The organism is Pseudomonas sp. KBS0707 (genome assembly GCF_005937945.2).
In the GTDB taxonomy this organism is placed as follows: Bacteria; Pseudomonadota; Gammaproteobacteria; order Pseudomonadales; family Pseudomonadaceae; genus Aquipseudomonas; species Aquipseudomonas amygdali.
Genome location: NZ_CP041754.1, coordinates 1,506,808 through 1,519,310, shown reverse-complemented (window position 1 = coordinate 1,519,310; position 12,503 = coordinate 1,506,808). Strand labels below are relative to the sequence as shown.

Here is a 12,503-nt window from a genome sequence, read left to right as displayed (position 1 = left end):
TGAACCCTGCCCAACCACTCAGGAGTATTCCCACAACCGAGCGGGGTGAAAAAAATCGCTCAGACCTTTATAGTGGCCGGTCTCCGTTTCACTTCAAGTAGCCGAGCCCCATGTCCGAGCCACGCAAGATTCTCGTTACCAGCGCCCTGCCCTATGCCAATGGCTCCATCCATCTTGGCCACATGCTCGAGTACATCCAGACCGACATGTGGGTGCGCTTTCAGAAGCACCGCGGCAACCAATGCATTTATGTCTGCGCGGACGACGCTCACGGTTCGGCAATCATGCTGCGCGCTGAAAAAGAAGGCATTACGCCAGAACAGCTCATCGACAACGTCAAGGCCGAACACAGCGCCGACTTCGCCGACTTCCTGGTGGATTTCGACAATTTCCACTCGACGCACTCGGACGAAAACCGCGAGCTGTCGAGCATGATCTACACGCGCCTGCGCGACGCAGGTCATATAGCAACCCGTTCGGTGACCCAGTATTTCGACCCGGAAAAGAAAATGTTCCTGGCCGACCGCTTCATTAAAGGCACCTGCCCGAAATGTGCGGCTGAAGATCAGTACGGCGACAACTGTGAAAAGTGCGGCGCAACCTATGCCCCGACCGACCTGAAAAACCCCAAGTCGGCAATTTCCGGGACCACACCGGTACTCAAGGACTCGAAGCACTTCTTCTTCGACCTGCCTGCATTCGACGCGATGCTGAAAAGCTGGACGCGCAGCGGAACCCTGCAGGACGCTGTCGCAAACAAGATCGCCGAATGGCTGGACAGCGGCCTGCAACAGTGGGACATCTCCCGCGATGCGCCGTATTTCGGCTTTGAAATCCCCGATGAGCCAGGCAAATACTTTTACGTATGGCTGGATGCGCCGATCGGCTACATGGCCAGCTTCAAGAACCTGTGTGCACGTCGTCCGGACCTGGACTTCGACGCGTACTGGGGCAAGGGTGCAACCACCGAGCTCTATCACTTCATCGGCAAGGACATCGTCAATTTCCACGCCCTGTTCTGGCCAGCCATGCTGGAAGGTGCAGGGTTGCGCACACCGACCGGCATCAACGTTCACGGCTACCTGACCGTAAACGGACAGAAAATGTCGAAGTCACGTGGCACCTTTATCAAGGCACGCACCTACCTCGACCATCTGCCACCCGAGTACCTGCGCTATTACTACGCGTCGAAACTGGGTCGTGGCGTCGACGACCTGGATTTGAACTTCGAAGACTTCGTGCAAAAGGTCAACTCTGACCTGATCGGCAAGGTCGTGAACATCGCCAGCCGTTGTGCCGGGTTTATTCACAAAGGCAACGCCGGTGTGATGGGCGAGGCCAATGCGGCTCCCGAATTGACCGATGCATTCCTGGCGGCCGCGCCGAGCATTGCCGACGCCTACGAAGCCCGCGACTTCGCCCGTGCCATGCGTGAAACCATGGCTCTGGCGGATCGCGCCAACGCCTATATCGCGGAAAAAGCGCCGTGGGCGCTGGCCAAACAGGAAGGCAAACAGGATGAAGTCCAGGCAGTCTGCTCGCTGGGTATCAATCTGTTCCGCCAACTGGTCATTTTCCTCAAACCGGTATTGCCGAATCTGGCCGCCGACGCAGAGAAGTTTCTCAACGTCGAACCATTGACCTGGGAAGACCACAAGACCTTGCTGGGCAATCATCAGCTCAACCCGTTCTCGGCACTGATGACCCGCATAGATCCACTCAAGGTAGAAGCCATGGCTGCTGCTTCCAAGGAAGACCTGACCGCTACCGACGCTACCGCGAGCAGTGCGCCTGCCGGTAATGGCGAACTCGCCAAAGACCCGCTGTCGGCGGAAATCGACTTTGACGCTTTTGCCGCTGTAGACCTGCGCGTTGCCCTGATTCTCAAGGCCGAACATGTGGAGGGTGCCGACAAGTTGCTGCGCCTGACTCTGGACATCGGCGACGAGCAACGTAATGTTTTTTCCGGCATCAAAAGCGCCTATCCGAACCCGTCCGAGCTCGAAGGCCGTCTGACCATGATGATCGCCAACCTCAAGCCAAGGAAAATGCGTTTCGGCATTTCGGAAGGCATGGTGATGGCGGCAGGCCCTGGCGGCGAGGAGATATATCTGCTCAGCCCGGACAGTGGTGCAAAACCCGGCCAGCGCATCAAGTAAACCCGGACAAGGCCCGGTATCCAGCCATCAGGCGGATACCGGGCCTTTGCGCATTCGCAAACCTCCCGATCTGTCCGATAATGCTGCACCCTCGATAGACAGAACACTTGTTGGTCACCTGGCAAGATCATGACTGAATTGATTCGCCTGCTTCCCGACGTGGACCTTATCCGCAGCATCGACGCCCTTCTGCCGCAGACTCAATGCGGCAAGTGCGGCCACCCCGGCTGCAAGCCCTACGCAGAGGGCATTGCCGGCGGCGAAGCCATCAACAAATGCCCACCGGGCGGGGACGAAACAATAGCCCAACTGGCAGAGCTGCTTGCTGTTCCGGTTCTGAGGCTGGATATGGAACGCGGTGCAGCCCCTGCGCAGGTTGCGTTCATTCGCGAAGCAGAGTGCATTGGCTGCACCAAATGCATTCAGGCCTGCCCCGTGGACGCCATTGTCGGCGCTGCAAAGTTGATGCACACCGTGATTGTCGATGAGTGCACTGGCTGCGATCTGTGCGTTGCGCCATGCCCGGTAGACTGCATTGAAATGCATCCGCTGCCGCTGGCGAGTGTCACGCCCATCATAGGCGGCCTGGCACCCACCCCTGATCTGCAAAAAGCTCGTCTGCGCAAGCGTACCCACGCCCGGCTGCGTTTCGAAGCACGCAATGCACGCTTGTACCGCGAGCAACAAACCCGGCTGGCCGAGCGTATCGCCCGGTCACAGCGCGCTGAACCAAGTCGTGACGCTTTACAGTCCGCCGCCAGACACGCCCAGAACGACAAGCCTGCCACGCCGGACGAGGCCCTGAAAAAAGCCCGGATTGCCGTGGCCATGAGTCGTGCGCAGCTCAACAAGTCGCTCAAGGCTTTCGGCCATCCGCCGATTGCCGAGCAGGCCGCCAGGCTCGTGGAGTTGCAACGCGAATATGAAGCAGCCGAACAGGCACTTGCAGCGCTTCTGCAAGCCCCCGCACAGACTCATCCTGAGGAAAATCTCCGCCCATGAATGCTGCAAAACGTCAGGAAATCTTTCGCAGGCTGCATGAGGACAATCCGGACCCGAAAACCGAACTGGCCTACACCACGCCTTTTGAGCTGTTGATAGCCGTTATCCTTTCTGCCCAGGCCACTGACGTGAGCGTCAACAAGGCCACGGCGAAGCTGTACCCGGTCGCCAATACGCCACAAGCCATATATGACCTGGGCGTTGAAGGGCTGTCCGAGTACATCAAGACAATTGGCCTCTACAACAGCAAAGCCAAAAACGTAATTGAAACCTGCCGGATGCTGGTGGAGTTGCATAACAGCGAAGTACCGCAGACCCGAGAAGCGCTCGAGGCCTTACCGGGCGTAGGACGCAAGACTGCCAATGTCGTGCTCAACACCGCTTTCCGTCAGGTCGCGATGGCTGTAGACACTCACATCTTTCGCGTCAGCAACCGTACGGGCATCGCACCAGGGAAAAATGTGGTGGAGGTCGAGAAGCAATTGATGAAATTTGTGCCCAAGAACTATCTGCTCGATGCGCACCACTGGCTGATCCTGCACGGACGCTACGTTTGCCAGGCACGCAAGCCCAGATGCGGCAGTTGCCGTATAGAAGACCTGTGCGATTACAAGGAGAAAACGTCCGACGATTGAGCCAGCCAGGTAATTGCTGCCCTGTCGATTGAAAAAATCTTTTTTACCCGCTTGTGGATTGTCGATATAAGAAGCGCCAGAGAGCCCAAGCCCTGGAGTCGACTTCATGAGCACTGACAACGAGCAACTGGACGTGGACGATGACCTTGTTGCCGTCGATACGGACGAAACCGAAACTGCGGCCGTAGAGCCGGCAAAGACCAATCTGAGCAAACGACGCACCATCGACAACCTGCTTGAAGAGCGGCGCTTGCAGAAACAACTGGCCGATTACGATTTCGACTTCTAGAGACAAGCGCAAAACCTCGCACCGGCTTCCTGGCACCTAACGCTCTACTCTGGCATTTGAAGCCTCTCGCAGAAGAGGCTTCAATACGTGAGATGGCTGCTCGTCACTCGCTCCACACACGTGGACATCAGGCACACGCCCTTCTCAAACAGGCCGGCTACTCAGACCAGCCCGTTACGCTGGGCGAGCTCGATCAGATCGACCAGTGAATGCGCGTTGAGCTTGAGCAGCAAACGCGTTTTGTAGGTACTGACGGTTTTATTGCTCAGAAACATACCGTCTGCAATTTCCTTGTTGGTCTTGCCTCTGGCCAGTTGTTGCAGAACCATCATCTCCCTGCCGGAAAGTCGGTCAACCATGTCCGACTCGCTCGCGTTGCCCATACTGGAGCGAACAGTATGCAACGCCTGATTGGGAAAGTAGCTGTACCCCGAGAGTACCGCCTTGATAGCGCTGAGCAGCTCGGTCAGGTCCTGTTGCTTGCAGACATATCCGGCGGCCCCTGCCTGCATGCAGCGCATGGAAAAGTGGCCGGGTGCCTGAGACGTCAGAATCAGGACCTTGAACGGCAATGTCATGGCTGACAGGCGGGCAATGACTTCCAGCCCGTCGAGCTTGGGGATACCAATATCAAGAATGACGATATCAGGAAGGTGCTCAAGAGCCAGTTGCAGCGCATCCACACCGTTGTCAGTCTCCGCGATGACCTCATAGCCATGACGCTCCATCAGCATGCGTACAGCAAGGCGAATGACGGGATGATCATCCACGATCAGCACTTTATTCATGGGCAGTCCATTTTTCGCTATTCGAATTTTCAGAGCCAGCACAATAACTTAGTCGTTTACTGCTTTGCATGGCGCTCACCCTTGTGGACTGACAGCCAAAGACCATTCCTACAATTACAGCAGAAACTTCCTACAAAACTCGGCAGGAACGTACATTTTTTATTAATTTTCACAGAGCCTTCCTTTTCGGAATCTGGTGATTTTTTATTGCTGGCGGCTACGGCATAAGCATCGCAGCGCCAGTCAGTAAATGCATGCAGCAAAACCCGGCCAAACTTTTACGTTCAAAAATGACCTTGTAAAAGTATCGCCACACTATTTTTGCATCACCGTCAGAACACGCCTGACACATGGCTTATCGCCAGCAAAAACAGCTGAAAACCCTTGAGCTGAATCATTTGAAGGCAGGCCACTACCTGTACGCCAGGAAAATGCAGGACTGCCATCAGTTTTCATCGATCTTTGTCTCGCCGCTCGCACATCGATATAGGGCGCTGGCAGGCATTACAGCCTTTATCCAGATAGCCAGCCAACTATAGAGGCCTTGCATCCGGATGCCTTACCCGAAACCCCATGATGGAAAATCAGTGAATACACACCACGCATTACATACGTAAACGGGGATTAAAAATTACACATCCATTACGGAATTTCGTACAAATATTTATTTAAGGACACACCCTACAGGCCTGAAAGAAAAGTCCTACAACGGAAGCGCACAACATAAACGCGGCCTGCCATATTGGGCCACTGTCGACAAACGCTAAATAATGGTAATCCACCGACCCTTGAACTGTCGCAAAATCTTACACACACCATAGCATAACCCTACATCATTCAAGACCATAAGTAGCTCTTTCGGCAAGTAGCAAATACCATTTTTTATTTCAGGTCCAGACACAGGGAATCGAATAGGAAACGTACTACAAAATTCACGGACGCAACATTACAACACGTAAGACTTTATAAAGAACGACACATCGATTCTGGAGACACGCCATTTTTCACTTGCAAATTTTATTACCAGTCGTTACTTTTTTAACAGAAACTTTATTATTTACTGCCATTAACTATGTGCAGCCCTATGAAACCCTATCATTAGGTAATACAGCTTTGCAGTTCATGAGCGGCGCGTTTACACGAACTCGGTGTATCACGCGAACCGGCTGAATTCAGGTGTTACGTACACGGCTCATCAGGCGAGCTGCCGCGTGACAAACACTGAGTGCCTGGCAACTCTTTTGAATGGGCTCTGTGTATAACCATGTTCAAAAAGGGACACACCATGAATACTAGGAGGGTGTAGACAAAATCATGTAGTGAGTCGGCGCGCGAGTATTCGAGCCTCGGCCAACCAAACCCATGCCTCGCTTACCGCAAAAAGGCGATCATGATGCATGATCAGTCGCCGAGCTCTCTCATTCCAGGCATGAGTTCGCTCCACTACCCATCGCTTGGGCATGACCACAAATCCAGTCTGAACAGGCTCCACGGAAAATAGATCGCCTTGTTCAGAGTGCCATTGCCCTGTTCTTCTGTTATTCGGGCCACGGATCACTTGAACATCGATAGCGTGCAGTTGATGGGTGCGCTGTGCCCATTTTCCTGCGTACGCACTATCAACAAAAAGCGTGCTCAGTGACGGATATTTTTCCTTCGAGTACGCCACCGCATCATCCGCCGCGTCACGATCCTGCACGCTTGCAGCACTGATACTGACAGCCAGCAGCAGGCCCAATGTATCGACAATCAGACTTCGTTTACGCCCCTTCACTTTTTTGCCTGCGTCGTAGCCGCTGTCACCGCCTTGAGGAGAACTGCGGGTCGACTGTGAATCCAGGATCGCTGCTGACGGGCTGTCAGCGCGTTCTTCCCGCTCACGCCATTGAGCTCGCAAGCGATCATGCATTTGCTCGAACTTGCCTTGAGCGCTCCACCGGCGGAACGTTTTGTAGACATTGTCCCAATGAGGAAAATCGCGGGGTAGCATTCGCCATGAGCACCCCGTGCGTACGACATAGCAACAGGCTTCCAGCAACGTGCGCCGAGAGTGAAGCGGTGGCACTCCTCGTCCGCCCTGGCTTTCAAACAGGTCGGCGACCAGTGCCCACTCGGTATCTGTCAAGCAACTCGGATATAGCTGCTCCGGCAGTTGGCGGCGGTGGGTTTCATTGTAGCCATAGGCTTTATTAGGTTCAGGTGACTGAAAACTTCCCTTGGCCCGCTGCTTTACACGCGTAATCCCTGCCATTTTCAACGCTTTTGCAAAGGTGTCGGGATGCGCAGTGATACCGGTTTCGGCGAAGAATACGAGCGCCAATTCGGCCTGGCTGGAATAGGGCTGTGCATGAGCGAGTTTCACCAGCACGGGATAGTGCTCGGCGGCAATCGAGCGAGGACGTCCGGTTTTAGGCATGGCTTGAGGGCTATTCAGACAAGGGAGTGAAAGTTTAATTTATTTTGTCTACACCTTCTAAGTACACCCCTATGAACGCAAGACGCATACCGTCAGGAGCTTGCCTGAAGTGATATCGCCCACTGGTTTCCCGACAGCTAACGGCACGGCTGCCGGGATTATCCGATCAAAGGACTGGAGCCAGACACCACTCGGACCCATCGAGCATTGGCCGGTATCGCTGAAAAATACCCTGAATCTGATTCTGAATTCGCCGGAATCGATGTATCTGCTCTGGGGACCGGAGCTGGTGTTTTTCCATAATGATGCTTATACCCCCATCCTCGGCCCGCGTAAGGATAACGCCATTGGCGCGCTTATTCCGGACCTCTGGGCTGATGTGTGGGGTCAGGTCGCGCCACTGGTCATTGATGCATACGCCGGCAAGCCGTGCCATTACAAGGACATGCCACTGAGCATGTCGCGCTATGGTGAGGTCGAGCAGACATGGTGGTCATTCTCCTTCTCGCCGGTGATCGACGAGCAAGGGATGATCGTGGGTGTGTTTTGCATCACCAACGAAACCACCGAGCATGTCCTCAGTCAGCAAGCGTTGCAGGACAGTGAGCGCAAACGCCTGAAACTGATCGAGGATCTGGTAAATCTGGAGCGACGACAGACCGCAAGGCTGGCACAGCGTACTCTGGAGCTGGATACATTCTGGGAGATTTCCCCGGATCCGCTGGCGATACTCGATTTCAACGGCATTTTCCTGCGGGTGAACCCGGCCTGGACAGTGCTGCTGGGCCACACTGAACAAGAGCTGCTGGGCAGCTCGATCATGAGCCTGCTGCATCCCGATGATGTGCGTAATACCGAGGATGCCCTGAAACACACCATCAATCATGTTTTGCCGCTGTTCGAGAATCGCTACCGGCATGTGGACGGGACCTATCAATGGTTCGGCTGGACCGCTGCGCCAGGCAATGGAATCATTTTTGCGCTGGGCAAGCACCTGACCCATGAGAAAGATCGCATCGAAGCATTGCGTATTGCCGAAGAAGCACTGATTCAAGCGCAGAAAATGGAAGCGGTCGGGCAGTTGACCGGCGGTTTGGCACATGACTTCAACAACCTGCTGATGGGCGTGACCGGCAACATGGAGTTGCTCCTGTCGAGGATCAGACAGGAGCGCTTCACGGAGCTGGATCGCTATATCAATGCAGCACTGGAGGGCTCAAGACGCGCAGCCTCCCTGACGCACCGCCTGCTGGCATTCTCGCGCCGTCAGACACTGGCCCCCAAGGCGACGGATATCGACCTTCTGGTGGCGGGCATGGATGAACTGATCCGGCGTACCGTGGGCCCTGCCATCGATATGCAGGTCATTGCTTCACGAGGGCTGTGGTCGACCCTGGTGGACCCGCATCAGTTGGAAAACTCGCTGCTCAATTTATGTATCAACGCCAAGGACGCCATGCCTGACGGCGGGCAGCTGCTGATTCAGACCGGCAACCGTCATCTGAATGCAGCCGCAGCGGCGAGGTATCAGTTGCCCGCAGGTCGTTACGTGGAGTTATGCGTCAGCGATACAGGCACGGGCATGGACAAAGATGTCATGGCACGGGCCTTCGATCCGTTCTTCACCACCAAACCGTTAGGCATGGGGACGGGCTTGGGGCTGTCGATGATTTACGGCTTTGCACGGCAGTCCGGAGGCGGCGTCAACATCACCTCAAACGTTGGAGAGGGCTCGAAAGTCTGCATCCTGCTGCCGATGCATGAAGGTGAGCCTGAAGCGGTGGCACTTGAGGACAGCCCTCTACAAGTACCCGCACCTGGCATCAGCGATGAAACCATTCTGGTCGTTGATGACAAGCCCGCTGTGCGCCAGCTGATTGCCGAGTTGCTTGAAGACCTTGGCTATACCATTTTGCAGGCCGAGCGAGGTGCCGATGCTCTGACCATTCTGCAGTCCAAAGCGGCTATCGACCTGTTGATTACCGACGTCGGTCTGCCAGGCGGCATGAACGGTCGTCAGGTCGCAGACGCCGCCCGGGATGTTCGGCCCGACCTGAAAATACTGTTTGTGACCGGCTATGCTGAAAACGCGGCGCTGGCCCACGATACGCTGGAACCTGGCATGCATGTACTGCCCAAGCCTTTTGCCATTGCCGAACTGATCGGACGCGTCACCGAACTGCTGGAAGGCGAATAAAAATGAGCGCCCTGCGGCGCTCACTTATTGGCTGCTTCCTTTCGTAAACCGAACGGCATCAATCCCGCAGATCAGACTCATGAATCGGCTGATCCCGGTGTGTGGCGCGTTGGTACTGTGCGGGCCAGGTCGCCAGACGCCCGCCCAGGTCTTCATCGGCACGCAGCGGCCAGTACGGATCACGCAGCAGCTCACGCGCAAGCAGGATGATATCGGCCTGCCCGGTACGCAGAATATGCTCTGCCTGGGCCGGATCAGTAATCATGCCTACCGTCCCTGTAGCGATTTCGGACTCTTTGCGAACCCGTTCGGCAAAACGCGTCTGGTAGCCGGGGCCAACCGGAATTTCTGCGTTGGCTGACGTGCCGCCCGACGACACATCGATCAGGTCGGTACCCAGCGCCTTCAGACGGCGCGCCAACTCTACCGTTTCATCGGCGTTCCAGCCGTCTTCCACCCAGTCGGTGGCGGACACGCGAACGAACAACGGCAGCTCTTCAGGCCACACTGCGCGCACCGCTTCGGTGACTTGCAGCGTCAGGCGAATGCGGTTCTCGAATGAACCACCGTATTGGTCAGTGCGCTGGTTGCTCAACGGCGACAGGAACTGGTGCAGCAGATAACCGTGGGCCGCGTGAATTTCTACCACCTTGAAGCCTGCGGTCAGGGCGCGCCGTGCGGAATCGACAAACGCCTTGATCAGTTCCTGAATCTGCGTTTCGCTCAGCTGCACAGGCGCCGTGTGCTGCGGATCAAAAGCAATTGCCGAAGGCCCGACCGGAGTCCAGCCGCCTTCATTGAGGGAAATGCTGCCGTGCTTGCCAAGCCACGGGCGCCAGGTGCTGGCCTTGCGACCGGCGTGCGCCAGCTGGATGCCAGCCACCGCACCCTGAGCATTGATAAAGCGGGTAATGCGTTGCAGCGGCTCGATCTGTTCATCATTCCACAGCCCCAGGTCTTCGGGGGTTATGCGGCCGTCCGGCGTCACAGCCATCGCTTCAGTGATGACCAGGCCGGCGCCGCCAACTGCTCGGCTTCCCAGATGAACCAGATGCCAGTCGTTGGCCAGGCCGTCGACACTGGAATACTGGCACATCGGCGAGACTGCGATACGGTTGCGAAGGGTCAATTGGCGCAGGGTGTAGGGTTCAAGCAGCAGGCTCATGGCAACCTCTCGTAATGAAAAATCAGGTGTCCAGGCCCCGTTCATTCAATGAACAGGTTTTGCAGACAGTCTGTTGTCGACAACCCGGTAGCGAGAGGGGTTCCTGCTGATTGTCAGCGTGGCGCGATGTGCACCACCATCAACTGCACGGTTTCGTTGCCACGAAACTCGTTGAGGTCCAGTTTGTAGGCCAGTTCGACCCAGCGAATGTTGGGGTTGGGCCAGATGTCGCGGTCGACGCCGAACGCAATGCCATCGAGCTTGACGCTGCCGCACTCGGTCTTGAGCACCATCTTCAAGTGACGCTCGCCCACCACCCGCTGTTCAACAAGCTGGAATACGCCGTGGAACAAGGGCTCGGGGAAGTGCTGTCCCCAGGGACCGGCGTTGCGCAGTGCGCGGGCCAGTTCCAGATGGAATTCCTCGACGGCCAGCGAACCGTCAGACAGCAGACGTCCGGTCAGGTCCTGCTCGTCGAGCTGACGACGCACTTCCAGATCGAACGCTTCGGCAAACGCCGGGAAGTTCTCTTCAGGCAGCGAGAGACCTGCCGCCATGGCGTGGCCGCCGAAGTTGCTGATCAGATGCGGATGACTGGCCGCCACAGCGTCCAGCGCATCGCGAATGTGAAACCCCGGCACCGAGCGAGCCGAGCCTTTGAGCACGCCCTCCCCGGCACTGGCGAACGCGATAGTAGGTCGGTGGTAGCGCTCCTTGAGGCGCGAGGCCAGGATACCGATGACACCCTGATGCCATTCGGCATCGAACAGGCACAGGCCGAACGGCATGGACTCCAGCGGCAGGTCCTTGAGCTGCGCGAGCGCTTCACGCTGCATGCCCTGCTCAATGGATTTGCGATCCTGGTTCAATTCGTCCAGTTGCACGGCCATTTCTCGCGCCAGTGTCGGGTCGTCGCAGAGCAGGCATTCAATGCCCAGGCTCATATCGTCCAGGCGCCCCGCCGCGTTCAAGCGTGGTCCGAGAATGAACCCCAAGTCAGTGGAGGTGATGCGCGAAGGTTCACGTCGTGCGACTTCCAGAATGGCGCGCAGTCCCGGTCGGGCACGCCCGGCACGGATACGCATCAGGCCTTGATGGACCAGAATGCGGTTGTTGGCGTCCAGCGGCACGACATCGGCCACGCTGCCCAGCGCGACCAGGTCCAGAAGCTCACCCAGGTTGGGCTGGGCACGCTGGTTGCTCTCGAACCAGCCGGTGTCCCGCAAGCGCGCACGCAAGGCCATCAACACATAGAAAATAACCCCGACACCGGCCAGCGATTTGCTGGGAAAGGTACAGCCTGGCTGGTTAGGGTTGACGATGGCGTCTGCCGCCGGAAGCTCGTGACCCGGCAAATGGTGGTCGGTGACCAGTACCTGCAAGCCTGCCGCCTTGGCAGCGGCCACACCCTCGACGCTCGAAATGCCGTTATCCACGGTGATCAATAGCTGAGGCTCGCGCTGCAACGCCACTTCGACGATTTCCGGCGTCAGGCCATAACCGTACTCAAAACGGTTAGGCACCAGATAATCGACGTGCGCCGCGCCCAGCAGGCGCAGCCCCAGAACACCCACGGTGCTGGCAGTCGCACCGTCGGCATCGAAATCACCGACAATCAGCATGCGCTGGCCTTCGCGCAGCGCCGTTACCAGCAGATCTACCGCAGCATCGATTCCCTTGAGTTGCTGATAAGGGATCAACCGCGCCAGGCTTTTGTCCAGCTCGGCCTCGCAGGCCACGCCCCTTGCAGCATAAAGACGAGTGAGCAAGGGCGGCAGGTCGCCGAGAAACGGCAAGGTATCGGGCAATAGACGGGGTTCGATGCGCATGCGGGTCAGCTGATTCTCTTTGC

Annotated in this window: 9 protein-coding genes; 5 read left to right on the top strand and 4 right to left on the bottom strand. The window is 56.6% G+C overall.

Annotated elements, in window-relative coordinates:
- The first annotated feature begins 110 nt into the window (after positions 1 to 110).
- The 4 genes from metG (at position 111) to FFH21_RS07145 (ending at position 4,085) form a co-directional block, all read left to right on the top strand.
- On the top strand, positions 111 to 2,159 hold the full coding sequence (gene metG / locus FFH21_RS07160; RefSeq protein ID WP_011168025.1) for a methionine--tRNA ligase: 2,049 nt from the start codon (positions 111 to 113) through the stop codon (positions 2,157 to 2,159).
- Between the two features lie 129 nt (positions 2,160 to 2,288).
- Entirely contained in the window at positions 2,289 to 3,161 is an 873-nt protein-coding gene (rsxB, locus tag FFH21_RS07155) for an electron transport complex subunit RsxB (protein ID WP_004657463.1), read from the top strand.
- The gene (nth, locus tag FFH21_RS07150) at positions 3,158 to 3,796 is read left to right on the top strand and encodes an endonuclease III (protein ID WP_002554841.1); all 639 of its coding nucleotides are present in this window, start codon (positions 3,158 to 3,160) and stop codon (positions 3,794 to 3,796) included. Before rsxB ends, nth begins: the two co-directional genes overlap by 4 nt.
- A 106-nt stretch (positions 3,797 to 3,902) precedes the next feature.
- Entirely contained in the window at positions 3,903 to 4,085 is a 183-nt protein-coding gene (locus FFH21_RS07145) for a PA3496 family putative envelope integrity protein (protein WP_011168023.1), read from the top strand.
- A 161-nt stretch (positions 4,086 to 4,246) separates the two neighbouring features.
- Here FFH21_RS07145 and FFH21_RS07140 read toward each other — a convergent pair whose 3' ends face one another.
- Both FFH21_RS07140 and FFH21_RS07135 read right to left on the bottom strand, forming a co-directional pair.
- On the bottom strand, positions 4,247 to 4,873 hold the full coding sequence (locus FFH21_RS07140) for a response regulator transcription factor (RefSeq protein WP_011168022.1): 627 nt from the start codon (positions 4,871 to 4,873) through the stop codon (positions 4,247 to 4,249).
- Positions 4,874 to 6,185: 1,312 nt separating this feature from the next.
- Entirely contained in the window at positions 6,186 to 7,289 is a 1,104-nt protein-coding gene (locus tag FFH21_RS07135; RefSeq protein ID WP_004663854.1) for an IS5-like element ISPsy19 family transposase, read from the bottom strand.
- Between the two features lie 109 nt (positions 7,290 to 7,398).
- Between FFH21_RS07135 and FFH21_RS07130 the strand changes: the two genes are divergently transcribed.
- Positions 7,399 to 9,486: a PAS domain-containing sensor histidine kinase gene (locus tag FFH21_RS07130; RefSeq protein ID WP_011168021.1), complete on the top strand. Its 2,088-nt coding sequence runs from the start codon at positions 7,399 to 7,401 to the stop codon at positions 9,484 to 9,486.
- Positions 9,487 to 9,544: 58 nt separating this feature from the next.
- Here the strand turns inward: FFH21_RS07130 and FFH21_RS07125 are convergent, their stop codons facing one another.
- Together FFH21_RS07125 and recJ are read right to left on the bottom strand one after the other, a co-directional pair.
- Entirely contained in the window at positions 9,545 to 10,651 is a 1,107-nt protein-coding gene (locus FFH21_RS07125; protein ID WP_004656368.1) for an NADH:flavin oxidoreductase/NADH oxidase, read from the bottom strand.
- Positions 10,652 to 10,764: 113 nt separating this feature from the next.
- Positions 10,765 to 12,480: a single-stranded-DNA-specific exonuclease RecJ gene (gene recJ / locus FFH21_RS07120; protein ID WP_011168020.1), complete on the bottom strand. Its 1,716-nt coding sequence runs from the start codon at positions 12,478 to 12,480 to the stop codon at positions 10,765 to 10,767.
- Positions 12,481 to 12,503: the final 23 nt, after the last annotated feature.

Bases quoted from the DNA above. Each gene is read 5' to 3' on its own strand.
- FFH21_RS07140 (WP_011168022.1), bottom strand. From the start codon at position 4,873: ATGAATAAAGTGCTGATCGTGGATGATCATCCCGTCATTCGCCTTGCT.
- FFH21_RS07135 (WP_004663854.1), bottom strand. From the start codon at position 7,289: ATGCCTAAAACCGGACGTCCTCGCTCGATTGCCGCCGAGCACTATCCC.
- FFH21_RS07125 (WP_004656368.1), bottom strand. From the start codon at position 10,651: ATGAGCCTGCTGCTTGAACCCTACACCCTGCGCCAATTGACCCTTCGC.
- FFH21_RS07145 (WP_011168023.1), top strand. From the start codon at position 3,903: ATGAGCACTGACAACGAGCAACTGGACGTGGACGATGACCTTGTTGCC.
- rsxB (WP_004657463.1), top strand. From the start codon at position 2,289: ATGACTGAATTGATTCGCCTGCTTCCCGACGTGGACCTTATCCGCAGC.
- nth (WP_002554841.1), top strand. From the start codon at position 3,158: ATGAATGCTGCAAAACGTCAGGAAATCTTTCGCAGGCTGCATGAGGAC.
- recJ (WP_011168020.1), bottom strand. From the start codon at position 12,480: ATGCGCATCGAACCCCGTCTATTGCCCGATACCTTGCCGTTTCTCGGC.
- metG (WP_011168025.1), top strand. From the start codon at position 111: ATGTCCGAGCCACGCAAGATTCTCGTTACCAGCGCCCTGCCCTATGCC.